Annotated in this window: 21 protein-coding genes; 3 read left to right on the top strand and 18 right to left on the bottom strand. The window is 42.5% G+C overall.

All coding sequences use genetic code 11. The annotated features are described in order from the left end of the window. The first annotated feature begins 209 nt into the window (after window positions 1-209). Window positions 210-1,376 (top strand): D-alanyl-D-alanine carboxypeptidase family protein, encoded by a 1,167-nt coding sequence (locus PCRYO_RS03425; protein WP_011513008.1) that lies wholly within the window; start codon window positions 210-212, stop codon window positions 1,374-1,376. Window positions 1,377-1,488: 112 nt separating this feature from the next. Here the strand turns inward: PCRYO_RS03425 and PCRYO_RS03420 are convergent, their stop codons facing one another. The 14 genes from PCRYO_RS03420 to PCRYO_RS03355 form a co-directional block, all read right to left on the bottom strand. Next, window positions 1,489-3,345 (bottom strand): sensor histidine kinase, encoded by a 1,857-nt coding sequence (locus PCRYO_RS03420; protein ID WP_011513007.1) that lies wholly within the window; start codon window positions 3,343-3,345, stop codon window positions 1,489-1,491. A 228-nt stretch (window positions 3,346-3,573) separates the two neighbouring features. Beyond that, on the bottom strand, window positions 3,574-5,016 hold the full coding sequence (der, locus tag PCRYO_RS03415; RefSeq protein ID WP_011513006.1) for a ribosome biogenesis GTPase Der: 1,443 nt from the start codon (window positions 5,014-5,016) through the stop codon (window positions 3,574-3,576). 431 nt (window positions 5,017-5,447) lie between these two features. Beyond that, the gene (gene bamB, locus PCRYO_RS03410; protein ID WP_011513005.1) at window positions 5,448-6,656 is read right to left on the bottom strand and encodes an outer membrane protein assembly factor BamB; all 1,209 of its coding nucleotides are present in this window, start codon (window positions 6,654-6,656) and stop codon (window positions 5,448-5,450) included. A 226-nt stretch (window positions 6,657-6,882) separates the two neighbouring features. After that, window positions 6,883-7,677 carry a YfgM family protein gene (locus PCRYO_RS03405; RefSeq protein ID WP_011513004.1) on the bottom strand — a complete coding sequence of 265 codons (795 nt, stop codon included), beginning with the start codon at window positions 7,675-7,677 and terminating at the stop codon, window positions 6,883-6,885. 50 nt (window positions 7,678-7,727) lie between these two features. Further along, a complete protein-coding gene (gene hisS / locus PCRYO_RS03400) occupies window positions 7,728-9,032 on the bottom strand; it encodes a histidine--tRNA ligase (RefSeq protein ID WP_011513003.1) in 1,305 nt (434 codons plus the stop codon). Between the two features lie 64 nt (window positions 9,033-9,096). Then, window positions 9,097-10,212, bottom strand: coding sequence for a flavodoxin-dependent (E)-4-hydroxy-3-methylbut-2-enyl-diphosphate synthase (ispG, locus tag PCRYO_RS03395; RefSeq protein WP_011279968.1), 1,116 nt, complete (start codon window positions 10,210-10,212; stop codon window positions 9,097-9,099). Between the two features lie 91 nt (window positions 10,213-10,303). Then, a complete protein-coding gene (locus PCRYO_RS03390; protein WP_011513002.1) occupies window positions 10,304-11,119 on the bottom strand; it encodes a helix-turn-helix domain-containing protein in 816 nt (271 codons plus the stop codon). Continuing rightward, window positions 11,116-12,069, bottom strand: a complete 954-nt coding sequence (pilW, locus tag PCRYO_RS03385) for a type IV pilus biogenesis/stability protein PilW (protein ID WP_011513001.1) — start codon at window positions 12,067-12,069, stop codon at window positions 11,116-11,118. Before pilW ends, PCRYO_RS03390 begins: the two co-directional genes overlap by 4 nt. 102 nt (window positions 12,070-12,171) lie before the next feature. Further along, a complete protein-coding gene (locus PCRYO_RS03380; RefSeq protein WP_011513000.1) occupies window positions 12,172-13,479 on the bottom strand; it encodes an RNA-guided endonuclease InsQ/TnpB family protein in 1,308 nt (435 codons plus the stop codon). Window positions 13,480-13,801: 322 nt separating this feature from the next. Then, window positions 13,802-15,043, bottom strand: a complete 1,242-nt coding sequence (gene rlmN, locus PCRYO_RS03375) for a 23S rRNA (adenine(2503)-C(2))-methyltransferase RlmN (protein WP_011512999.1) — start codon at window positions 15,041-15,043, stop codon at window positions 13,802-13,804. Between the two features lie 337 nt (window positions 15,044-15,380). Beyond that, on the bottom strand, window positions 15,381-15,812 hold the full coding sequence (gene ndk, locus PCRYO_RS03370; protein ID WP_011512998.1) for a nucleoside-diphosphate kinase: 432 nt from the start codon (window positions 15,810-15,812) through the stop codon (window positions 15,381-15,383). 312 nt (window positions 15,813-16,124) lie between these two features. After that, entirely contained in the window at window positions 16,125-16,541 is a 417-nt protein-coding gene (locus PCRYO_RS03365) for a lysozyme inhibitor LprI family protein (protein WP_011512997.1), read from the bottom strand. A 265-nt stretch (window positions 16,542-16,806) separates the two neighbouring features. After that, window positions 16,807-18,096 (bottom strand): adenylosuccinate synthase, encoded by a 1,290-nt coding sequence (locus PCRYO_RS03360; RefSeq protein WP_011512996.1) that lies wholly within the window; start codon window positions 18,094-18,096, stop codon window positions 16,807-16,809. Between the two features lie 184 nt (window positions 18,097-18,280). Continuing rightward, the gene (locus tag PCRYO_RS03355) at window positions 18,281-19,585 is read right to left on the bottom strand and encodes an ATP phosphoribosyltransferase regulatory subunit (RefSeq protein WP_041752991.1); all 1,305 of its coding nucleotides are present in this window, start codon (window positions 19,583-19,585) and stop codon (window positions 18,281-18,283) included. 507 nt (window positions 19,586-20,092) lie between these two features. Here PCRYO_RS03355 and PCRYO_RS03350 point away from each other — a divergent pair. After that, a complete protein-coding gene (locus PCRYO_RS03350; RefSeq protein WP_011512994.1) occupies window positions 20,093-20,482 on the top strand; it encodes a DUF2237 family protein in 390 nt (129 codons plus the stop codon). A gap of 61 nt (window positions 20,483-20,543) precedes the next feature. Then, window positions 20,544-21,758 carry a magnesium/cobalt transporter CorA gene (corA, locus tag PCRYO_RS03345; RefSeq protein ID WP_020442919.1) on the top strand — a complete coding sequence of 405 codons (1,215 nt, stop codon included), beginning with the start codon at window positions 20,544-20,546 and terminating at the stop codon, window positions 21,756-21,758. Window positions 21,759-21,887: 129 nt separating this feature from the next. On the opposite strand, the gene PCRYO_RS03340 is transcribed toward corA, so the two are convergent. The 4 genes from PCRYO_RS03340 to PCRYO_RS03325 all read right to left on the bottom strand — a co-directional run bounded on the left by PCRYO_RS03340 (window position 21,888) and on the right by PCRYO_RS03325 (window position 26,555). Beyond that, a complete protein-coding gene (locus tag PCRYO_RS03340; RefSeq protein ID WP_011512992.1) occupies window positions 21,888-22,385 on the bottom strand; it encodes a phosphate-starvation-inducible PsiE family protein in 498 nt (165 codons plus the stop codon). A 104-nt stretch (window positions 22,386-22,489) separates the two neighbouring features. Beyond that, window positions 22,490-23,386 carry a bifunctional methylenetetrahydrofolate dehydrogenase/methenyltetrahydrofolate cyclohydrolase FolD gene (folD, locus tag PCRYO_RS03335; RefSeq protein ID WP_011512991.1) on the bottom strand — a complete coding sequence of 299 codons (897 nt, stop codon included), beginning with the start codon at window positions 23,384-23,386 and terminating at the stop codon, window positions 22,490-22,492. Window positions 23,387-23,779: 393 nt separating this feature from the next. Beyond that, complete coding sequence (locus tag PCRYO_RS03330) at window positions 23,780-25,231, bottom strand: capsule assembly Wzi family protein (RefSeq protein WP_011512990.1); 1,452 nt, start codon at window positions 25,229-25,231, stop codon at window positions 23,780-23,782. Between the two features lie 121 nt (window positions 25,232-25,352). Continuing rightward, the gene (locus tag PCRYO_RS03325; protein ID WP_011512989.1) at window positions 25,353-26,555 is read right to left on the bottom strand and encodes a DegT/DnrJ/EryC1/StrS family aminotransferase; all 1,203 of its coding nucleotides are present in this window, start codon (window positions 26,553-26,555) and stop codon (window positions 25,353-25,355) included. Between the last annotated feature and the right edge of the window lie 28 nt (window positions 26,556-26,583).

The raw sequence follows: 26,583 nt of genomic DNA, 5'->3' as shown, positions 1-26,583 counted from the left end.
TTATTTTATTGTATTTATCGTTTCCCCATCGGGCGGCATTTTGCTAAGATAAGGCGTTAATTTTATGTCCGTTGCTTTAGTTTCCTCTACTCTCAAAAAATCTATGGTTTAACCTGAGATTTAACATAGTCTGCCAAAGATTGTGTAAAGGTATGGTGTTGGGGACAAGTGACAGATACATTTGGTTTTATGATGCGGTGTAACAATCTATGACAGTAAAGCGTGTGAAAAAACAGCTGGTGCAGCTGGTAGTGGGTGTCAGTATTTCTATGGGTGCAGTGATGGCAAGTGCAGCCATACAGCCGCCTGAGATGGCAAATACTGCGTATGTATTAATGGACTATAACACGGGTGAAATTTTGGCACAGAAAAATGCCAATCAAGCCTTGCCGCCAGCATCTTTGACCAAAATGATGACCAGTTACATCATTGAACAGCGCTTAGCTTCAGGCGATCTCAAAGAAACCGATCAGGTATTGATGAGTCCAAGTGCTTGGTGCCGCGGCAGTAGTAGCCAGTCGTGCATGTATGTACCGGTGAATAAGAGCGCGAGTGTTATAGATATGCTACGCGGTATTATTATTCAATCAGGTAATGACGCCTCAAAAGCAATGGCTGAGCATATCGCTGGTAGCGAAGCATCGTTTGCTATCTTGATGAATGAGCAAGCGCAAAAGATTGGTATGAAGAATACCCATTTCGTCAACTCTACTGGTATGCCTGATGAGGGTCACCAAGCATCTGCTCTAGATTTGGCCAAGCTATCACGCGCCATTATCAAAAACAGCGGCGATTACTACAGCATTTATTCAGAAAAAGAGTTTACCTATAACGGTATTACTCAAGGTAATCGTAATGCCCTACTGGCCACCGACCCTACTGTTGATGGTCTAAAAACAGGACATACGGATGCAGCTGGGTATTGCTTAGCAGCCTCAAGCAACCGTGAAGGTATGCGCCTAATCTCTGTCATTATGGGCACTGAAAGTCAGCAAGCACGTGCTGATCAGTCGCGTGAGTTGCTCAATTGGGGTTTTGGTCACTTCACAACGGTTACTCAAGCACCTGCTGGTCAGTTTGTCAGCAAAGTTCCTGTCTGGTTTGGTGAAGCAAAAGAGATAGAAGTAGCGACTGGTGATAATTTGCAGATTTTGACCACTAAAACACAAAAGAATAAAATCACTACTGTGGTCGATATTCCTGAAAGCTTAGAAGCGCCTATCAAAAAGGGTCAAGAAATCGGTAAAATGATGGCTGTGATAGATGGCAAAGCAGTGGCTTCTGTGCCTGTGATTGCGACAAGCGACATTGAGCAATCAGGTTTTATGAGCCGTATCTGGCAACGTTTTTCTCGTTGGACCCAGAACTTATTTTAAGCACAATGATAGCATTTTGAAATAATGCTTTTATCATGAAGTTCAACATAAAAAAGACGTCTCATATCAAGGCGTCTTTTTTATGTTTAAAATTTTATATTTCTCGCTATTTTTATGACCATGTCAGCCAGCTTTTTAGTAAATCACTTAACGCTTTGTCTTCGTATTTGGCAACTTCGCAGTAGTCTATACCTGCAGCCTTTAGACCAAACTCAAAATCGGCTAAATGTTTTGCTTGCTGCTGTGGATACCAAAACACCAGTAACGTTCGATACTCTGTCTCAGCCGCACGAATATGACTCGCTAATGAGGCTGCTTTTCTGGGGAACACATCTTCTGCAAACATCAGCATGTCAAATTGCTTCGCATGTACCTCATCGATAACCAGCTGTTCATGTTGATAGCAGGCCACATCAGCACCCAAATGCTGTAATTGATCTACCAACAACCCTTTTTCATGATAGTAGTAATAAATAATTCTTAAGCCGCGCAGATGTTGCTGTTGTTGAGAATGGTGTTGATTAGACATAGGAATAGTAACTGTAAAATTCGTACCAATACCTAAAGTGCTATCTACTTCAATGCTAGCCCCCATCAGCTGAGCCATTTGCTTAACCACTGGCAGACCAATTCCCGACCCTTCGTATTGACGGGTTTGCGATGAATCTACCTGAAAAAATGGATTAAAAATATCTTCAATAAAACTGCTATCAATCCCGATACCAGTGTCCTTTACGCTAATCTGCCAGCGATTGCTGTTATCAAAATGGGTCAGTTGTGACGTAATGGTGATTTGACCTGCTGGTGTGAACTTCATGGCGTTACTGACCAGTATCGCTAAAATTTGCTGTATTCTTTCAGCATCGCCTTCGAGGATATAATCGATATGATGGATATGACTGATTAACGTTAAGCCCTTTTTCTTAATAGCTGGCTCAAACTCTGCCAATAAGTCAGCGATTAGTTGCAATGGATTAAATTCGTGCACATGTAGGCTGATTTGACCTTTCTGGATTTGATTTAACTGAATAATTTGATCTAAGGTTAAGACCAGTTTGTCACTACCCTCTCGAATAATATCAACCGCGTCTCTTTGCTCGTGATTTAACTTTTCATCATCTAGTAGCTGTAAGCCGCCAACGATCGCATTTAGCGAAGTTTTTAGCTCATGAGTAATCATACTTTGAAAATTATGTAGCTGCACATCAAGCGACACATCTTTATGATGCAGTTGTTGCTCGAAAGCCGCAAGTGCCTGATAATCTTGCTTTGCGATTTGCAGGCGATCAAATAGGGTAATAAAAGCCTGTTTAATCTGTACCAACTCCTGAAACTCAAAACGCTGTTGAATCAGAGGTAACTGCTCAATATCTGGATTTTTTATAACTATATCGCAAGCTGCCGTCAGATTGGCGATATCTTTTGACGGCCAATTCAGCTTACGCAGGATAAACAACGCCCAAATAATCGCCAATAGCGTTGTCATAAGCCATAGCAGTAGGTTCTTTTTAATCCAATTCTCACGCAGCGTCGCCACATCTAAAGTGATATTCAAATAACCAACCAAAGCATCTTCTTTCGATGAGAGAATCTTATTGGTAGGATCGCCAACGACAGGATAATTAAAGCTAATCCTATTGGCAAACAAAGCATTCTTCCAGTCGTCTCTTAATTGATTGGCATCAACGACAGGCTGAGAGGTGGTATAAAATAAAATACTCTCAATGCCTTGCTCTTTTTCTAATAAAAAACGTATTTGTTCATCGACGATATCGGTGGAATCTGCTATCGATGCGCTGATAGTCAGTAATGTCGCTAAATCCTGAATATGCTGGCGTGTGTCTTTGTAATAGTGAACAAAGCCATAAATAAAAGACACTAATAAACCTGCCAAAACAGCCAAGACCATGGTCTGCATGATAGAGTGCCAGATAAGCGTAGGAAGTGTTTGATGCGGGCGGTTGTTCATATCACTCAACTGAGTTAGACAACTTTTGATTATAGTACAGGTATTTTATAGCGGTTATAAGTGAAAATTGATATTTTAAGGCAACTAATGAATAGTGCCCTAAATTGCAAAATGCCATGACAACTGATACAGCCGTCATGACGAAGCACATTTAAAAAGCCTGATAAATAGTATCAAAGGGCTTTTATCGGCTAGCTACTACCACCCAAAAGCGCAAATATGATTGCATTAACGCTTTTTATCTTTGTTGGTAAATCTCGGCTTATCTTTGGTGGTAAATTTCTGCGCACGATTACGTTCACGTTGACGTAACTGTTGGGTTTTGGCTTTGGTCGGCGTATCGCTTTTATTAGCATACGGGTTTTCATTCAGTTTAAAGACCACGTTTAGTGGCGTGCCTTCTAACTTGAATACCTGACGGAATTGATTTTCAAGATAGCGCTGATAGCTCTTAGGTAACGAACCAGTTTGATTACCATGAATGACGATAACGGGCGGATTGTGTCCACCGATATGCGCATAACGCAACTTAATACGGCGACCAGCGACCGTTGGCGGTGGATTGGCAGTAACAGCATCTTGCAAAATCTGCGTCAAACGGTTGGTTGATACCTCAAACATTGACGATTGATAAGCACGCAAAATAGACGGATATAAATTACCCACGCCCGTACCATGTAATGCTGAGATTTGATGGACTTTTACATAAGGGATAAAATTAAAACGGCGATCCATCTCAATTTTGATATAGTTCTTTTGATCGGCAGTCAAACCGTCCCACTTATTAATCGCAACCACTAGCGCACGACCTGCGTCCAGCGCATAGCCAATCATATGCAAATCTTGATCAACAATACCTTCATGAGCATCAATAACAATAACGGTTACATTAGAGTCTTCAATCGCTTGTAAGGTTTTGATAACTGAGAATTTCTCAACTTTTTCATCGATTTTACCACGGCGACGAACACCAGCCGTATCAATCAATACGTAATCTTTACCTTCACGCGTATATGGGATATAGATACTATCACGAGTGGTACCAGGCATATCAAAGACGACAACGCGGTCTTCACCAAGCAAACGGTTGACTAGCGTCGATTTACCAACGTTTGGACGACCGATAATAGCAAGTTTCAACCCTCTGGGCTCAACCACATTTTCCTGACTAGGCATATCAGCGGTTAATACTTCGAGCAGATTGCCGACCCCGCGACCGTGACTTGCCGCCATTGGATATGGTTCGCCTAGACCTAATGCATAAAATTCAGCAGGCGCCGAATCATGCACACCATCGACTTTGTTGGCAACAACATATACAGGCTTGCCAAGGGTGTGTAAAAACTTACCAATCTCAGCATCAGCACCAATCATCCCTGCGCGTGCATCAACCACAAATACAATGATATCGGCTTCATGAATAGCAGTATACGACTGTTCAGACATATAATCATCAATATCGCCTCTGCCATCGTCCGCTTCACCAATACCACCGGTATCAACGACAATAAAAGCTTTGTCTTCGTAGGTCGCATCACCGTATTGACGGTCACGAGTCAATCCTGACAAATCAGCAACCAATGCCTGCCGACTTTTAGTGAACTGATTAAATAAGGTGGATTTACCGACGTTTGGACGACCAATTAAGGCGACCACAGGCTTGATACTCATGGGTTACTCTCAGTGAAAGGCACAATGACGGACAGTGCAACTACTTAGATACAATCTCTTTTACAACGTAAATTTACCGTTATAAAAAAGCAAAAAGTAGCAGCCGTTGACCGCAAATTTAAATGAATGATAAGATAAAACGATAGTCAGAAAATAGTTCTTGGCTATCTTACAATGAATAAATGATATTCAGAGGAATGCATCATATATGGATATTATCTGTCGCTATTATATATAGATAACGCCAATAATGCACCGGTCGCATAGCGTACGCGAAAGCCGATATGTAAACAAGCAGTTTTACAAGGCATTAAACGCTGACTATGCAGCGTTTTCTGTTCATTTTACTATTAGGTGACTTACTATTAGATCACCTATTTAATGAGCAATATAGAAAAATGCTCATTAAATAGGACTGCAAGTCATTAAGATTAGCGTGCCAACTGCCAAATCGCTACTTGACCTGAGGTGCTTTGGGTCATTAAGCGGCTGCCTTGCACTTGCAAATTGGTCAATGCGCCTTTGGTCTGTACACGGCTGACAATCTTACCAGTGGCTGGGTCAAATAAATGTACCACTCCATCAAAGTCGCCCACTGCGATATAGTTACCAATCATCACAGGATTGGTCAAATGGCGATAGGCCAATTCTTCACTTTCCCAGAGAACAGCACCATTACTGCGGTTGTAAGCAACCACTTTACCGTCTAAGCTTGTCGCAACCACTTGCTGATTGTTGACTGCAAGCGCTTTTAAACTGGCAAGCTCATTAACAAACATCACTTGGCGCGATGCCAAATCAATACCGAGTAACTGCCCACTATAACTAATGGCAAATAACTGATTGTTATCTACAATTGGCATACCATCAACATCGCTCATGCGTTCAACTTCGCTGCTGCCTGTACCCACACCAACGCGTCTTGACCATAGCGGCAAACCATTATCTACCGTGATAGCATGCAAGCGTCCATCGGCAGTCGCTAACAACGCCGTCTTAGCATCTAATAACGTTGGTGCAGCGCTACCGCGTACACTAATCGCTGGAACTTGGGTAGCAAACTGCCAAACTGACTGACCGGTCTGCAGCGATAAGCCATGTAGAAAACCATCATTGACTGACAAGATAACGCGGTTATTGCTAATGAGCGCCGGCGTTAGCACTGAACCAGTAAGCTGTTGCTGCCAGCGTTTTGCACCTGTTACGCTATCAAATGCCATAACCAGACCGCCACGAGTACTAATAATAGCAGTTTGGCTTAGCTCATCTATCGCAACACCACCTGTAATCTGGTCGCCAACATTTACCGACCATAAACGCTGACCAGCTTTGTCAAAACCAACCAGATCACCACCGCGCGAGGCAGTAACGATTTGCGAATTGGCATAACCGACTTGCAAAGTAAGCGGATCTTTTTTACTGACGTTTTTATTACCAAGGTCGGTACTAAAAACCGGCTGCAATACGCTAACAGGTTGCACGATTTGTACCAATTTTACAGGGTCGTTGACGACTGGCTTGATACCTCGATTACACCCAATGACCGCAGTTGCCATCACTGCAATTACGGCTACATGCATGGCCGTTGAGCGCATGGTCTTGGCTTTGATGGTTTTGTTAAAGCGAATAGCTTGAATCATTATAGGTCTCACTACAAATAAATTAATCATTAATAAATTAGCATTTAATCAGTGATAAAAAACGATAATAACTTAGTAAAAATAAGTATTAGTTACCACCATATTACTTCCGACTGATTAGGCTACTTCCTTTGTAGAACGGTTTGAGGTATTACCATGTCTATCGAAATTAGTACTCAATTTTTTAATACTAAGTCTTTATTGCTGAATATTTAGCACTACTATTTTATGCACCAGCACCGGTATTGGCTGCTACTGAATCTTCGCTTACTGGTGCTTGCGATGTTGCCGTAGACTCTTGAATAAGACCAGTTTGCTCAGCAATAGGCTCAGGGACGATACCCAAACTTTCCATTTTCAATGCCAATACTGCGCGAGTTTCTTGACGCTCACGTAATAAGCTCCAAGCATTATTATAGGATTTAATCGCTGAATCTGAATTGTCTTGTGCCAAATAAATATCACCCAGCAATTCTTGCTGACTGGCTTCAAATGAGCTTGGCATATCACGACTGGCTTCTGTTAATGCTGCTTTTGCATCGCCTGCTGCCAAAAGTGTGGTCGCATAGCGCAAACGGGTAATTGCCTCTAGACCTGCATCACCCAAATCAATCGCCAATGCTTTTTTAAAGGTATCGCCTGCTGCCTTAAAATCATCATTGTCAACTTGCTGACGCGCTTTAATCATTAAAGCCTGCCAAGCATATACCGATTCTCCATGAGTGCCAACTAAAGTATCAATGTTCTTATCTAGCTGAGTACGACTCTTCTCTAACGATGCTTTTGCCTCCGCTCCTAGATCTGGATTTTGCGATGCCAAGCTAACTTCTTCATTAAGACGTTGAATATCCGCATATTGATCGGCTGCAACGGTATCGACACGTGCATGATTATCCTGCCAATAAGTCCAGCCAAAATAAGCGGCTAACGCCAATAAAATCGCGGTGACAATATAGCTGCCATACTGCTTTAACGCTTGCATTGAGTTGTCTGCATTCGGCGAATTAGGGGTCAGAGCCATATACTTTTACCTGATCAATTTATATTAAAGTGCTAATGCTACGCTCACTACTATTTATGGCGAGAAAAGTTATCTTTATCCAACAGCCAATCTTGCGCTGCTGTTTTTTGTTCGCCAGTTTGCATATCTTTGATGCTAATGGTTTTATCATCCAGCTCTTGCTGGGCGATAATAACGGTCAATGCAGCACCTGACTTATCTGCTTTTTTCATTTGTGCTTTTAAGCTGGTGGCACTTGCCATTTTGACGCGCAAATCTGGGCGGCTATAACGCAGGTTTTGCGCATAACTAATACCGGCACTATAAACCTCAGGATGAGCGACCACAAAGACATCACAAGCAGGCATATCAGCAATAGGCGCGACAACTTCCATAAGAAGTAATAAACGCTCAAGCCCCATGGCAAAACCAACTGCAGGTTCAGATTTAACCGGTTTATTATCGCCTTTGCCATCACGGTTATCAGCAGATTTTAGCTGTCCAACCAAGCCATCATAACGACCACCGGCACAGACAGTTGCTTGACTGCCAAGCTTGTCAGTAACCCACTCAAAAACAGTTTTATTATAGTAATCAAGACCACGCACCAGATGCGGGTTGATTTCAAAGTTGATACCAAGCTCTGTTAAATAAGCTTGTACTTGCTCAAAATGCGCCACGCTTTCTTCACCTAAAAAGTCAGCAAGCTTAGGCGCGTCTACCAATAGGGCTTGTGTGCTGGCTTCTTTGCTGTCTAAAATACGTAGCGGATTAGTCGTCAGGCGACGCTTACTATCCTCATCTAACTGCTCTTGCTTATCGGTCAGATAGGTGACCAACGCTTCACGATAAGCATGACGCTCATCAATTTCGCCCAGACTGTTTAGCTCTAAACGCATCTCATCTTTTAGACCCAGCTCTTGCCACATCAAATGAGTCATCGCAATCAGCTCGGCATCAGCGTCCGGTAAGGCACTACCAAAGCTTTCAACACCTATTTGATGAAATTGACGATAGCGACCCTTTTGTGGGCGTTCATAGCGGAACATTGGACCAATATACCAAAGCTTAGGCGTATCACCGCGTAGTAGATTGTGCTCATTTACTGCTCGTACTGCCCCTGCCGTGCCTTCAGGACGCAAGGTAAGCGGCGTTGGTGGATCAGATTTATCGGTAAAGCTATACATCTCTTTTTCAACGATATCCGTAGCACCGCCGATCGCGCGAGCAAACAAATCGGTTTGCTCAACGATAGGCAAGCGAATATGCTCATAACCGTATCTGCCTAGCACATTAGCCAATATAGACTCTAGATACAGCCATTTTGCAGACTGTGCAGGCAAAATATCATTAAACCCTTTAATCGCTTTAATCATGGTACGGTTATGTCCTTTAAGTTTTAACAAACAGCTCTATAATTTTTATTAATAAAACGCTTTATTATCTAACACGTATAATCTCGTTTTCGCGTTTTTTTGCCAATTCTTCTGCATGGGCGCGTACCATACCTTCTATCTCATCGACCAAATTATCTGTATCAATCAGATGACTTTTTTCGCCCATACGGTAGACCAGAGACTTTGGTGCGGCGCCAACAATACCGATATCGGCTTCTTTCGCTTCACCTGGACCATTTACCTTACAGCCAATCACTGACAAATTCATCGGCTCACGAATGTCTTCTAAGCGCGACTCTAACGCGGTCATCACTCTAATCACGTCGAACTCTTGACGTGAGCAGCTTGGACAAGCAATGAAATTGACACCATTAGAGCGAATATTGAGCGATTTTAAGATATCAAAGCCAATCTTAATTTCTTCTTCTGGCTCTGCAGCTAAGGAGATACGTATCGTATCACCGATACCGTCTAATAATAAACCACCCAGCGCGATAGCAGATTTGACCGAACCAGTACGGTAAACACCAGCTTCAGTCACCCCTAAATGCAGCGGATTATCAATTTGTGCTGAAATCAGACGATAGGCATCCATGGTCAAAAATACGTTGCTGGCTTTAACCGATACTTTATATTGATCAAAATTAAGACGTTCTAATATATCAATATGACGCATTGCCGATTCGAGCATCGCTGCGCCATTTGGCTCTTTATACTTACGCTGAATGTCTTTCTCTAATGAGCCAGCATTGACGCCGATACGAATAGGAATATTGTAATGCTTGGCACAGGCGACTACTTCGCGTACTTTGGCGTCACTACCGATATTGCCCGGGTTAATACGTAAACAATCTGCGCCCGCTGCCGCAACGGCTAAAGCAATTTTGTGGTCAAAATGCACATCTGCTATCAAGGGTACGCTGACCAACTTGCGAATTTCACCAAACGCTTTAACGGTATCCATCGTCGGAGTAGAAACTCGCATCAAATCAGCGCCTGCTTCAACACAGCGCTCAATTTGGGCAACAGTCGCTGCCACATCACAGGTATCGGTATTGGTCATACTTTGCACACTAATCGGCGCATCACCACCAATCGCGACATCACCGACATATATTTTCTTCGTAAGACGACGGTTAATAGGCGCTGACGTTGACATAGACAAACCCTTTCATGAAAGCAGTAAAAACGAGAATAACAATAAAAACAAGGTAATACTATTTACTTTAAAAACCGAACCAATTAATAAATTAAGGTGCCAATTCAAAACTGGCTTGGCTACCATTTGCATAGCTGTTTAAAGCGACAGATTGCTGATTAAGCATCAGGCGCACGTTATTGATATCATCGATCTGTACATTAAAAGGTGGCATACCTGATAACTGATAATCACCCGCATTCTGCGAGCCCGCGATCAAGCTGCTACCAGTAGCATCCGTAATAGTGACGACAGCAGCATCCGTCAGCTTAACATCCAAAGTGGCAGGAGCAACGTCGCCACCGCCTAAGTTTAGTGCTGAACCTGAAGCGCTAACACCTGTAACATCGGTATTAATAGCTGCGCCTTGTGCTTGTTCTACTGCTGAGATATCTTCAGAGCTAGATATAGGCTGCTCGGTATTTTCCTTGCTGGCATTACTAACCATACGGAATAGGAAAATCGCTAAAATAATGACACCGATCACTGCGATAATTAGTAGCGGATTAAAGCGAATACGATTGTGTGTATCGCGCTGTAGCGTACCCATAGGCTGCAATGGCGACTGAGTATTATTAGCCGAACGCGATTTCAGCTCATTTGGGTAAGCGGCATCAAAGCTACTGGCTATTCTGACTGGGTCGAGACCCAAATATTTGGCATAGTTGATCGCAAAACCGCGCGCAAACGCCACTTGCGGCAAGTCAGAAAAATCTTCATTTTCTAACGCTTGCAGGTGACGTTTTAAAATAAACAATTCATTTGCCGCGTCATCCAAGCTTACTTGCTTAGCTTTGCGAGCTTGCTGCAACATGGCACCAAATGATCCCTGAGCGTTAAAGTTTGTGTTTGATGATGGGGTGGTCATTTCCATGGTGCCTCTGGATTGTTAAGCCAAGTCTTTAGTTGTTTTGCTTCATCACTTAATGGATAAGCAGATAAAAGTTGCTGTGCCAATTGTTGGCGTGTCTTGATGTTTTTTTGCGCTGCTGCCAATTTGATGCCTTGTAGGAGCAAGCGCGGACTAGCGCCCTGCCCTTGTACCAATATCAAGGTCTCATCATAGAGCCTTTGTGCCTGCTCAATACGCTGCTGCTCAAGTAATAAATCAACCAGTTCAATATGGGCAATAACACTATTTCGATTGCCATCTAGAGCACGTAAAAAAGCCTTTGCTGCGGCAGGATGGTCATTGAGCTGAAGGTAGGTGCGACCTAAGTTCTCTAACGCCCCAATACGACCTTCGTAACCAAGGGCAGCACCTGCGATTTCAAACTGCTCAGCTGCCTCTTTATAACGCTTCATCTGCGATAAATACACGCCATAATTATTGTGAGCTTGGTCAAAATCTTTATCGAGCGCAATGGCTTTTTTGAAATATTGATCCGCTTTTTCAAGATTAAGACGGCTGCCTTCTTGCTGCAACAAAACGCCCATCATATCATAGGCGGGCGCATGACGGCTATCGGCAGCAAAGGCTTTTTCGAGCTGTCTTTGGGCAGCATCAAGCTCGTTTTTGCGGATATATTGTGCAGCAAGTGTCGTTCGAACGCGAGCAATTTCTTGCTGATCCAATTTACGGTTGTCATTGGGTTGCGTTGAGGTTTGATAAGGGGTACCACTGATTAAATCATTGGTTGGCGTACTTTGACAGCCAACCAAGAATCCAGACAACAACATACTAAAGATGCCTACAACGTAAGCACGCTTTTTATTAGCATGAAAGACTGTAGAGCCTAATCGTTTTATCACAGGATAAAAGGGTCTTTTATAGTTGAACTGATAAGAGTTTTTAGAAGTCATCATGGCTACCATCATAAAACTATAATTCAATGCGTTCGATCATCGAGGCATCAGTTTATTGACATACTCACCCCACTTTCGCATTGCTCAAGTGGAGGATTCTAAGAGCAAAAGCTCTTAGGCGACTTCCTCACGGCTGTCACAAGTTTTCTGTATCATCGGGCGACCTTTACCGCATCCTCCCTCCGCAGACAAAACGGCATGTCCTGCCGATAATATGTTACATGCCGCATTGAAGTCGGCATTTGCAACATACATGCATTTAACACACTCAAATTTTACCTGAGTCCGTCTATTTTCTTTGGCAACATGTTTGCAGTTAAAACAGGTTTGACTGGTGTAGTTTGGATTAACCTTAATCACTAATCCACCGCGCCAATGTTGCTTATATCCAAGCATATCAATCATCATGCCCCAACCTTGATCTAGGATTGATTTATTTAATCCTGATTTAGCTCTGACATTACGACCTTTATTCTCCATCGTACCGCTTGCCGACCTTGACATATTGGCTATTTTTAAGTCCTCAACGACAATCATGGCGTGGTTTTTGCTGATCGTGGTGGTTACTTTATGTAAGTAGTCATGGCGAATATTGGCAATATGGCTGTGGAGCTTTTGGATTTTGTGGTTGTGCTTTTTCCAGTTTTGACTAAATAGAACTTTTCTACTTAATTGACGCTGTAATTTTGCCAGTTTGACTTGATTGGCCTTAAAGCTGTTTTTGGGCTTGATGGTTTTATTTTCTGAGGTGGTAATAAGTTTAGTAATGCCTAAATCAACGCCTAGTGAGCTTTTAGAGGGGTGAATTGGGTTTTGTAGTAATTCTCGCTCAGTACCAAATGACACATACCATTGCCCTGATTTCTTGCTGATGGTAACGTTTTTAATGATACCGACAATCTCTTGGGATTTTCTAAATTTCACAAACCCAACCCCGTTAGGCAGCTTTACTCGATTGCCCTCAACACGGCAGTATTTATCAAATTGCACCAAGCGCATTGAGTCGCAGCGATCTGCATTACGCTTAAACTGCGGCATTAAAGGTCGGTGCTGAATTTCTGTTCCATCAAGCAATTTAACAAACTTAGGCTTTCTAGGCTTCTTTTTACTTTCTTTAAATCTGGCATGTACTTTGGGGTCAAAGAATCGTGACCAAGCTGACGCGAGATCACGAACTTTTTGTTGTAGAGATACGGCGTTAGATCGGGATTTCAAAAAGGCAAACTCAGGATTGTTCTTCAGTCCAACAATCTTGTTAACCAAATTGATGGCATTAATAAATTCGTTTTTAGCAAACATCTCAAGCGAAAGTGCCAACATTTCATTCCAAACAAAACGCGCAGAGTCAACAAGACTGGTTAATATGACCACTTGTTCTGCATTAGGGCTAAGCCTAAATTTGTACGCCTTGTTGATTTTCATCAAATACTCTTTACCAATAAACGAATATTCTAATGTTTAACACTATACAGATACGTCATTTATTTTGGTATACTTTTAATGAGTGAGCTGTGTGAAAAAGACTAAAAACTATGTGAAATTTACCTACGACCTAGCTCGGGTGGAGCCCTCTTTAGTGCTTAGATAGACTGATAGTAACACGACACGCTACCACAATAAATTATTGATTAGTACTGCCTGCATAGTAGAGGCTACAAAAAATACTATAGTAGGATTCTCTTTAATACATCAATTCGTCTATAGCTACGTTAGATAGCTATAGCAGTCATTTTTATTAACCTAATTAACTATTCTCGCGATCCTTGATGCTTTGCTGCCATGCGGCTGAACGACGCGTTCTGTCAGCAACTTGCCCAACCAATTGACCACAAGCGGCGTCAATATCATCGCCGCGCGTTTGGCGAATGGTACAAACAAAACCTGCTTCACTTAATATGTTGCTAAAGGCATGAATACGATTATTACTCGACTTATCATAATTTGCATGTGGGAACGGGTTAAACGGTATCAGGTTAATCTTACTTGGTAAATTACCCAACAATGCGACCAATTGCTCAGCATGTTCATTACTATCATTGACGCCATCTAACATCACATATTCAATGGTCACGTGTTTTTTGTGGCGCGGATTCACGTCAAAAACGTAATTTCTCGCCGCCGCCATGAGCTGCTCTAATGGATATTTTTTATTAATCGGTACCAACTCATTACGCAGCTCGTCATTCGGTGCGTGCAATGAAATCGCTAAAGCCACGTCAAGCTCCTGTGCCAACTCATACATTTTTGGCACCACACCTGAAGTCGATAAAGTAACACGGCGCTTTGATAAACCATAAGCATGGTCACTGAGCATCAATTCCATTGAGCTGACAACAGGACGATAGTTTAATAACGGCTCACCCATACCCATCATGACGACGTTGGTGACGTTGTTTTCCCATAAACTATGGTCAACATTTTCTAAACTGTCGTTTTCATCGGTCATATAAGAGGCATTTGCCACCCATAATTGTCCAAGAATCTCAGCCGCCGTCAAATCGCGCTCAAAGCCCTGCTTACCCGTACTACAAAAACTACAGTCGAGCGCACAGCCCACTTGCGAAGAGACACACAAAGTTTTGCGACCGTTTAATTTACTATCATCTGCGGGAATCAGTACGGTCTCGACCAACGAGCCACCCGTGACTTCAAATACCCATTTACGCGTGCCGTCATCACTATATTGACGATGAATCACTTTTGGCGGAATGACACAGGCATTGGCTGATAATTTATCACGCAAAGATTTACTCAGATTGGTCATTTGCTCAAAATCAGTGACACCCTGCTGATATATCCACTTGATGACTTGCGTCGAGCGAAACGGCTTTTCGCCAATACTCTTAAAGTAATCCGCCAGTTGCGCTTGTGTCATACCTAGTAGATTGGTTTTCGCCTGCGCTTCATCTACCAGTTTTATACTCTTAGTAGTTTTAGCAGGTACATGTTGGACGTCAGTTTGAATAGGGCTTTGAGCAGTTGACATAATAAATAACCTTTTTGCATCTACTGGTATGAGCGATGCAATTGTTGAGATGGGTGTTGCTAGACGTACTCAATATATGAGTGCATGAGCAATCCGTTATGAGCGCATTTTTTACCAAAAACTGAAAGCAATATGCTGATAAAGGATTGATAACGCTATATAAAACTAATAATGAGGGAGAAAAGTTAAAATTTCAATATATAGTCAGACTATTATAATAGCTAAAACGGCTTATACCAAAAGATATAAGCCGTTTCGCTACACTAATTATTAATTAGCACTGTTATTATGCATAACAGCTATTATGCATAAAAGCGGCTATCAATAAAAACTGCTATTAACGCGTACGTGCACACACTTCTTCTTCATTGAAAAAGTAGCTGATTTCACGTGCTGCTGATTCAGCTGAATCTGAACCATGAACCGCATTTTCATCGATACTGCTAGCGAAATCAGCACGGATAGTGCCTTCAGCTGCGTCTTTTGGGTTAGTCGCGCCCATGATATCACGATGCGTAGCGATCGCATTTTCGCCTTCTAATACTGATACCAGTACTGGACCTGACGTCATAAATGATACTAGGTCGTTGTAGAATGGACGCTCAGCGTGCTCAGCGTAAAAACCGCCCGCTTTTTTATCATCAAGTTGCATCATTTTAGCAGCAACAATTTTTAGACCTGATTTTTCAAAACGATCGTAGATAGCGCCAATGTTGTTGCCAGCGACTGCGTCAGGTTTGATGATAGATAGAGTACGTTCGTTAGCCATGAAAAGCTCCTAATAAATAAGTGAGAAGTTAAATAATTTACGTTGTCTGTGATCACTGCGCTGAGCGAATTCATTTATGCATGTCCAATGCGGATACGCAATACGAAAATAAAGTGCTCAGCGAATGATTGCTGCCTATTATAATGATTAGGACTGTAAATGATAGGGTTAATTACTCTAACTGCTCAGAAAAGCAAGGTTTAAAAAAGCTTTAAAATTACCATGTGTAAAAATGGATAATTTTGAAGCTTTTTTATATAGAGGCAATATTAGTCACATTGCAAAGGATTTTACAAACGTACAATTGGCTAATTACTCTCCTAAGCGACTGTCGCGGCAACTGCCAGCGCTACATTCACGTGCCCGCTCATTTAAGAAGTTTACACGTTTGATAGTGGTACGGGTAGCACAGTCCATGTTGACATAAAAACCACCTTCATCATGATAGCTACATTGATCATTACGGTCACGCATCCAAGCTAACTGCCTACGTTTGAGTTTAGATTTTTGCGTACTACTTAAGAATTTATTCAATTTGCTATAAGAATTATTGAGCTCTTTATCTGCTTCCAAATATACTTTGGTTAAGCAGTACAATCCGTCAAAGTCATTAACCGGTTTATCACAATTCTGTGCGCCCCAAGAGAGCATAGGAAACATGAAAGCCGCTGACGTCAGTATCGCTAAAGACGTTTTACCAATAGTATGATTAACGATATTCATTTTCATAACAGATCCCTCTTATTAATTGATGGCTAAAAAAATCCTTTTTACCCTATTGCTTTTACAAGGCTATTTGCTCACTTATTAAATACTATTTGATAGAGATACTAATCTCACTACACTTTATCACTATAAGCTTATCCCTTTTTGAAAGCGTTTATCTCGACTTTATGTAATTAAGAAGTGCCAATATTTTAAAAAAATGCCGTAAAAAAACCCCCATTGCATTTAGCCAATGGAGGTTATTGTTACTAAGTAACTTTTTTACCAATTAAGCATCGTACGGATCACGCAATACAATGGTCTCTTCACGATCAGGACCGGTTGAGATGATATCAACTGGACAACCAATCAATGCTTCGATACGTTTGATGTATATTTTGGCGTTTTCAGGCAGCTCATCGTAGTTAGTGATACCGACCGTTGATTCGCTCCAGCCTTGTAGCGTTTCATACTTTGGCGTTACCGCTTCGTAGAACTCTGCATCATGCGCGCCTGCACACTCAGTCTCAGGTAAGTTATAACCCACACCGATTAGCAATTCTTCTAGACCATCTAACACGTCAAGCTTGGTTAGGCAGATACCTGACATAGAGTTAAGTACCACTGCACGGCGTAATGCTTCAGCATCAAACCAACCACAGCGACGCGCGCGACCAGTAGTCGCACCAAACTCATGACCGACTTTAGCCAAATGCGCACCAACATCATCAAACAATTCAGTTGGGAATGGACCACTACCAACACGGGTGGTATAGGCTTTCGTGATACCAAGGACATAATCCAAATATAATGGACCGATACCCGTACCAGTAGATACACCACCAGCGGTTACACTTGAGCTGGTTACAAACGGATACGTACCGTGGTCGATATCAAGTAATGTGCCTTGTGCACCTTCAAACATTAGGTTCTTGCCAGCAAGGCGCAATTGGTTCAAATCTTCAGTGACATCAGTCACCATGCCTCTGATTTCTTCTTTCCACTCTTTACAAAGCTTAAGCGTCTCATCAAAATCAATCGCTTCAACTTTATAGTACTGAGTCAATTGGAAGTTATGATATTCGATTAAGTTACGTAGTTTTTCTTCTAAGTCATCACGGAACAAGTCGGCAAGCTTGATGGCACGGCGCGCAACTTTATCTTCATAAGCTGGTCCAATACCACGACCAGTAGTACCGATTTTACCACTACCACGCTTGGCTTCACGCGCTTGATCAAGGGCAACATGATATGGCATGATTAATGGGCAGTTAGGAGAAATACGTAGACGCTCACGAACTGGAACGCCATTCTCTTCTAAACCTTTCATCTCTTTAAGTAGTGCATCAGGTGCTAATACCACGCCATTACCGATGAAGCAGGTAACGCCTTCACGCAAAATACCGGATGGGATTAGGTGTAAGACGGTGGTTTTACCATCTACAACTAACGTATGTCCAGCGTTATGTCCGCCTTGGAAGCGTGCAACTGCTGAGGCTTTTTCGGTTAGTAAATCGACGATTTTACCCTTACCTTCATCGCCCCATTGGCTACCTAAAACTACGACATTCTTACCCATGATAAATCCTTACCTTAATATATTGAGGTGTGTGCAATAAGTGTTTAAAACTACCTATCAAAACGAAAGTAATGCTAAAAACGATACTTTAAACAAAGTATGTTTTTAACGACTTAATCACTAAATATCTTTTTATAGCAAACGCTTTTTTTATAGCATTTATAAATGTTAAATATTTTCAAAGTTAAACTGCGTGTAGCTGCCATTGGTTATCGACAAGGCTTAAACGATGAGTCATACCCACTGGAATATCTTTTGCCGTTAATGGCATGGTCACGCGATAGCCCTGCTGACGTAAGCTTGCCACTTGCTGTAATAATAGCTGCAGCTGCTCACTACCCAAATCCTTGAAAGCGTCATAATCGACCAGCACAATAACAGGTGCATCAAGCTGAGTATGCGCGAGCAAACGGCTGACATCCATACTAAAGCCGGTCGCTTGACGTGGCTGATTCGTGGCTAATTGATTACTTTTCATACCATCAAAGCGCCCGCCACGTACCAGTGGCTGAGTTTCACTATTGATATAACCATTGAACACAATGCCCGTATGATAATGATAGCCTGATAGCTCGGTCACATCGATACTGACCGCACACTGCCACTGTACTTGCAAGTGCGCTTTTAGACGTTGCAGCTCATCAATAGCTGTGACAATTTGAGCGTCTTGTTGCGCATTCTCTGACAATCTTCCAAGCAGATTTGCAATGTCATGACCAAAGCGCGCCAAGGTATAAAAATCGCTACCCAGCGGTAGCGCTTGGCAAACCTGCTTAAGCTCTGGCAAGTTCTTATTGGCATAAAGCTGCATCAATTGCTCAGTATCACTTTCTGATAATACTGCCAATTCTGCCAAGCGCTTAAATATCGCTACATGACCCAAATCAACGTGTAATGCTGCGCTCATCTCTAGGCTATTGAGCATGCTAAATAAGACATCAATCAGCTCAATATCTGCTGCAATGTACTCACAACCAAATATCTCAGCGCCTAATTGCAACGGTGTACGTGAACCAAAAAGCCCCGATGGCAAGGTATGAATGACATCGCCTGCATAGCAATAACGCGCGATTCCATCACCGCCATGATGTGCATCAATACGTAGAATCTGCGGCGTGATATCCGCGCGTATACCCATTAAGCGACCAGTTAGCTGATCGATAATCTTAAAGGTTTGACGCTTTAGATCTTCTGAGGCACCGCTCAGTAGTGATTCGGTAAACTCAATCATTGGCGGATTGACCAACTGATAGCCATGGCTGATAAGTTGCTGGATCAATTGATGTCTAAGCACTTCTTGTTTATGGGCGTCTTCAAACAACACATCAACCACCCCATCAGGCAGCAACCAGCTATTAGCAACATCGCTGGCAAGATTGCTTAAATAAGGTAAACGGTTGGGTGCGGCAGTATTATCAGCGGGCTGAGTAGCCGCTTGCTTGAGGGTATTTTGCAGGGCAGGTTTTGCAGAATCAGGACTGGCAGACACAATAAATCCTTGTTTGGCGTATCGCTTACCAAAAGCGCGGTAAAGATGCGGTACTTAAAGGTTATATTTCCAATTGCATAGATATCAGGCGTTTTTTATTTTTCACGCGCAACATCACTGACCCAATTATTGATAAGCAAACTAGGTAACCGCAAAAGGGTGAGTAATAGTATTAGTTGGGATGATAAGACGAGTATCTTTATGCGCTAAAATTTATGTGATAGAAAACTATGATAAATAATCAAGGCACTTTATGCTTTAGTTTAGCATAGCAGCTAAGCTTCGCCTAGTGACAATTAACGGCAATCGCCATCTAATTTATTCTATTAACCTTAAAAACTGTCTTTTTTATGACAGATTTATCATCATAAATACCGTATTTCTATAGAGACAATATAGTGTTAACGGCGCAATATTTCCTTTAACTATCTGTTGCATCTATCGTTGAATAACGTCTTAGATGTGCACTCATGTTACACTAGCCTATATTTTTATTTTGGAAGCCTTATGTCATCTGATTATCATCCAAATCCTGCTACCAACCAAGCCAATGTGCTTGGCACTGCCCTAGCCAGCTGTTGTTTTGATCCGCTTACCGGTTATTATCGTAATGGCTTTTGTCATACGGGCAACCATGATGTTGGTCAACATACCGTTTGCGCCAAAATGACCAGCGAGTTTTTAAATTTTTCAGCCAGTCGCGGTAACGATTTGATAACGCCACTGCCCGAGTATGGTTTCGCCGGTCTACAACCTGGTGACTACTGGTGTATTTGCGCGCTACGTTGGGTTGAAGCACTCGATTTAGGCATGGCACCACAAATCAAGCTTGAAGCATGTCATGAGAGCTTATTAAATTTGGTCGATATTGATACGTTAAAACACTTTGCCTTGTAATCCGTATCAGTTGCAGAAGTTATTTTATATTTATTTTTATACTTAGACAGAAGGAGTAGGTATGAACCAAGATGATGACCTGATTGTCAAAACGGCAACGCGTATCACACCTGAGTCTAATGTCAGTCTTATTGACGCCACTGTCATAGACGAGCACTCCTATCTAGACAATTATGACAGCTATATCTATGGCGATTCTGATGCGACGGTCGAGGACACTATTGAGACCATGACCGTCTATGATCCAGATTCTGAGCGCTATGAGGATATTGAGCCACTCAGTGCTAATGAAGTGGTCAATTGTTATGCTTATTCCCGTAAAACGGGTGAACAGCTGAACAAAATAGCGCTCAGGGATGTCAGTCGCGCCTTGAGCAATAGTGGTCAGTTTATCTGGTTAGGTCTTTATGAGCCTAGCCTGCAGACAATATCCGAGGTAAAAGAAGCCTTTGATCTGCACGAGCTTTCAATCGAAGATGCCTTTGCTGACCATCAACGCGCCAAAGTTGAAAGTTATGATAACGATACGATATTTGTGGTATTACGTACCGCTAAGCTTGAAGGCAATGTCATCCGCTACGGTACTACGGCGATATTTATGGGCAAGAACTATCTGATTACGATTCGTAATGGTCCTTCTAACTCCTATGCGCCGGTACGTGAGCACTGCAATCGACGCCCTGAAAAACTGCGTATGGGACCTATATTTGTCTTGCACGCTGTAATTGATTTTATCGTCGATAACTATATGCCAGTGACCGACCGCTTAGGCAGCTATTTACGTGAGCAAGAGCGCAATATTTTTACTTATGAATTTAATAAAGAAACGCTTAGAAATCTATATGAATTAAAATCACAATTGGTGCATATGCGTGCAGTTATTTTACCAGTGCAGGATATCTGTAGCTTTTTTATAAACCATCAAAAAAGCGATTTGGTCTCACCATTTTCGCACGCTGCAAAGCCCTACTTTCGAGATGTGAATGACCATTTACTGCATTCTTTAGATGCCATCAATGGTTTAAATGAGATGCTCAGTGTGGTGATGAATACATATCTCGCTATGGTAAATATGGGACAGAATGAGGTGGTTCGCAAGCTTGCGGCTTGGGCAGGTATTTTGGCAGTACCGACGGCGATTGCTGGTATTTATGGCATGAACTTCGACTTTATGCCTGAGCTACACTGGCAATATTCTTACTTTATCATTATGGCGGTTATCATTTCACTATGTAGCTTTTTATACCTTAACTTTAAGCGCTTGGGCTGGTTATAAACCCGCTTTTTAGATAAAAAAAGAGCTTCCATATATATAGAAGCTCTTTTTTTATTAACAGATATTAACTATCGTTAGTAACTCATCGACACCTATCATCCCTTTATTCATGATATTTATCGAAAATAATTATTTAAGAGACTGTTCATTATCAACACAAGGCAAGTGATGCTCAGTACTGGTCACTTGATGGTCTTTCAAATAATCTTCTGGTCGCCCAAACATCTTAGCTGTCCAAGTTAATATAACAATTGACGCACTCAGCACCATAATGGCAAAGGAAATCGTTGCTAGCAGCCATAAGTGAAAGTTATCTGATACTGCCTGTACATCGACGACTAGATGTCGCGATAAAGCCGTAATCGCAATAAATATCAAGAACTGCACTGGCAAACGATGAGTCTTAAAATAGATCCCAATCATCGCTAACAGCTCTAGATAAATAAAGAGCAATAAGATGTCTTTCAAATCCGCTGAACCTTTTTGAAAGATCACAAAGAATTCTTTGCCCGCTGTCCAAACTACCACTACACTGATTAAAAATAAGATTATGTAATGAGAGACATCGACGAACTCTCTACCAATACCTTGTAATCGCTCATGAATACCCACGTTATTTTTAGCCATGTTAGATCCTATCAACGGTAAGGGGGTTGATTTAGCCTGAGTCTTTGTGCTGTCTACTGTGAAGTCTCAGGCTCCTTATCTATCGGCAATCCATGCTCTTATGATTAACTATTGTCTAAACCGGCAGCTTTTTCAGCAGCATCAACGGTCTGGCGAATAAGCGTATTAATCGTCATAGGCCCAACGCCGCCTGGGACTGGTGTATAAGCACTGGCAATATTTTCTACACCTTGCAGCTCGATATCACCGACGCCGCCATTATCAGTCGGATGGAATCCTGCATCGATGACTACCGCGCCTGCTTTAATCCAATCAGCTTTGATCAGCTCAGGTACACCTACTGCTCCAACTATGATATCAGCACGTTTAATATGAGACTCTAAATCTTGCGTTCTTGAATGGCAGATTGTTACTGTACAGTTGGCATTTAATAGCATCATTGCCATTGGTTTACCTAAAATTGCACTACGACCCACTACCACGGCCTCCAAACCAGCCAGCTCAATATTATGCTGCTCTAGTAAATGCATGATACCTTGCGGGGTACATGAGCCATAAGCGGACTGCTGCATTGCCATACGACCAAAGCCAAGACAGGTCACACCATCGACGTCTTTTGCCAAGTCAATCTTCTCAAAGCAAGCACGCTCATCAATATGAGCCGGTACTGGGTGCTGCAGCAAAATCCCATGAACATCTGGACTGCTATTCAGCTCGTATATTTTTGCCATCAACTCTGCAGTCGTCGTTACACTTGGCATCTCAACCCGAATAGAATCCATGCCGACACGCTTACAAGCATTACCTTTCATACGTACATAAGTCGCAGAAGCTGGATCGTCACCGACCAATATCGTCGCTAAGCTTGGTGTACGTCCTGTCTTAGCTTTAATAGCGTCTACACGCGTGCGCAGTTGCTGTTCTATTTGTTTAGCAAGTGCTTTACCGTCCAAAACGGTAGCAGATCCTTGGGCAGTTGACGTAATAGACGCAATTGACATAGTAACTCCAATAGAGGGTGCGATAAAAAAGTAAAGACAGCGCCGCAATTGCTTGCATGCCTGTCTTATCCTTGATCAAGGTATGTTTGATACTCATATTGTACCTGCCTGAGCCAAAAAATCCTAGCACCCTATATTCGATTCAATTTAAAAAGAACACCGTACTGCTGGGATAAATTTTACGAAGCCTCTGGAGTGCGAAGCGCACAGCAAGCGAGAGAAATTTATCCCAGCATAATGCTATTCTAAGCATAACTCCTTTATATTGAACTCACTATATTAAAAAGCCATAATTAAAAAATAATAACGTGACCATAAAAAAGTCGATCTATTAAATACTAATAGATCGACTTTTTGTTTTCAAGCACTGTCGTGCATTGATTAAGCCACCATTTAGTAAGTCTGCAGCTCAATACCTACACCTACGCCGATATCAGTCGACTGGATATCTGAATCTACGGCCCAAATTCGGCTAGAAATAAGCGTTTGAGGGTTGTATTGATGCTCCCAAGCCACATCGATACCAGTTAACTTATCAGTCGTTGGGAATGCTTGGTTAATGGCTTCATCTGCTTGATTTACCTTAGCATGCTGTAGTTTTGCATTAATAAAATTACGGTTATCGAGCCATAAGCGACCACCAAGTGCGATACTTTCTGCATCGCCACCTAATGCATAGCCTAATGGGAAGCCTTGCTGATAATAGCCGTCTGTATAAGTACCATGATCATAAGAAATCCCTCTTACCTCACCGCTAGTGCGGGTATCTGTATACTCTGCATAAAGCTGATAAGGTTTGCCATAAGCAGCAGACGCATAATCAACACCGGCTAAATACATGTTTTTCGCTGGCAAGCCGCCTGCTTCATCTTCACCGACATATTGAGCATAAACGCCCGCAGGTACATTCACCAATGACGCTAAACTTAAGCGCGCGTCAAAACCGCCTAACTGATTGGCAGGATCTTCACCAATTGTAGCACCATTATCACCATTATCTTTGGTGCCTAAGAGAGCATCAGTAAAGGAGCCAAAACTCTGTGGACGACCTTCACCGCCCCACATAAAGGTACGAGAAGCACCCACCTCTAACCATTCCCATGGGCTAGCCGTCAGCCTTGCACCAAACAGCTTAGCGTCAGGAATCGCTTCATAATCCTCTAACTGACCGGCAAATAGCTGATACTGCCAAGGTCCAACCCACGATAAATACTGCGATGTCGGCGCTGTTTGCTGATCACGCTGCATGGTAAAACCTGCGACCGGCAAGCTTGCATCGCCTCGAATAAGGCTACCATCATGCCCAGGTCCCCACCACGTTGGAATTTTACCCGCTATCAACCACTGATTGGCAGCAGTACCAGCAAGGTATGAGCCCTCAAAGCTAACATCTGAGCTGTCATCGATGAGTTTGTCATTTTTTAAATTGGCTTGTAAATTAAATTCCCACTCCGCTTCGCTAAGTGACACGCCAACGCTTGCCTGTTGACCCGCCAGCTTATCATCAGCAAATTTTTGTGGTAGCTGATCTCTGTCGGTTTGTATATGCAGGGCTGCCGAGCCTTTTACCACTGAGTTGCGGTTCTGATTCAATCGCGTTTGTACCGACTGTAGGATCTGCTGCTGCGCTGGCGTCTGGGCATTAGCGCTATTTAGAGCACGTTTAATCTCATTAGCAGTCAGTGGCCAAGTACTGGTGCTAATCTGCGCGACCCCTTGAGTATTCAGCCAGTCAAGATCTGCCTTAAGCTTTAGATCGTTCATATACAGGTTTTGTGCAGATGCCAACATCGACACTGATGATAAGACACCAAAACCCAATAAAATGCTTAGCTTCTTGTACATGATCAAATACTCTTTGGTTATAAGGGGTTTATTATAAATGCCAATGGTTTATAAATGCTATCGGTCAAACATCAATTTGCATTAACGTAACTAAATTTAACTTAACTCAATAACTGATATCTTATTGGTTATGTATATTCGCAAATACGCCATCAATCGCCTGTACGGTTTGCTTAATTTCGTCTTCTGTCAACGTTGGATGTACCAAAAACATCAAGCTGGTTTCGCCCAGCTGCTTAGCGACTGGCAGTCTATTTTCAGGACGTAAGCCGGTATTATCAAATGCTTTTTCCAGATATACCTCAGAAGCCGATCCTGAAAAACAAGGAACCCCTAAGTCATTTATCTCTCGAATAATACGATCTCGTGACCACTCTTTCGGTAGGTTATCTGACTGCACATAGACGTAAAGCTTATAATAGGCGTGGGTCGAATCTGCAAACTGCACTGATTCTTCTAATCTTGGTACAGAAAGATAGCCTTTTGCTTCCCATTTAGCACAGGCATCTAGGATAGTTTGAGCATTGGCGGTACGCTTGGCTGTCCAATCAGGCATCCTTTTTAATTGAATACGACCGAGCACTGCTTGCATTTCAGTCATACGCCAATTTGTACCGAAGCTTTCATGTAACCAGCGATAGCCGGGTGCATGATCTGTCTCATAGACAGCAGCGTAGCTTTTACCATGGTCTTTATACGCCCACATCTTACGCCATAACTGCTCGTCATTGGTGGTGACCATGCCGCCCTCACCGCCTGTGGTCATGATCTTGTCTTGGCAAAAGCTCCACGCGCCGATATGACCAATACTACCGACACTCCGACCTTTATAGGTCGCACCATGTGCCTGCGCGCAGTCTTCTATCACATATAGATTATGCTTATCTGCCAGCGCCATGATGCCATCCATATCACATGGCCAGCCTGCCAGATGTACGCATACAATACCTTTGGTCTTGTCAGTCAACACCGCAGCGATCGACTCAGGAGTAATGTTACCAGTGGCTTCGTCAACATCGGAAAATACTGGCGTAGCGCCAATATTGACCACCGATGAGATACTCGCAATAAAGGTACGCGGCGTCACGATGACCTCATCGCCTGCGCCAATATCTAACGCTTGTAAGGCAACGTCTAATGCTAAAGTACCATTACCCATCGCAATGGCATACTTGCTATCAGCCCACTCAGCGAATTCCGTCTCGAACTGACGACACTCTTGCCCTGTCCAATAATTTACCTGATTGGATAATAATACTCGACTGACCGCATCAGCCTCGATTTGAGTAAAGCTTGGCCAAGGTGAAAATGGGGTGTTTAACATAGTTGCCTCGATGGTGCTTATTTATAAC

This window comes from Psychrobacter cryohalolentis K5, from assembly GCF_000013905.1.
Classification (GTDB): Bacteria; Pseudomonadota; Gammaproteobacteria; order Pseudomonadales; family Moraxellaceae; genus Psychrobacter; species Psychrobacter cryohalolentis.
Note: the sequence above shows the minus strand (reverse complement) of the source record. Positions and strands in the feature narration are given on the sequence as shown.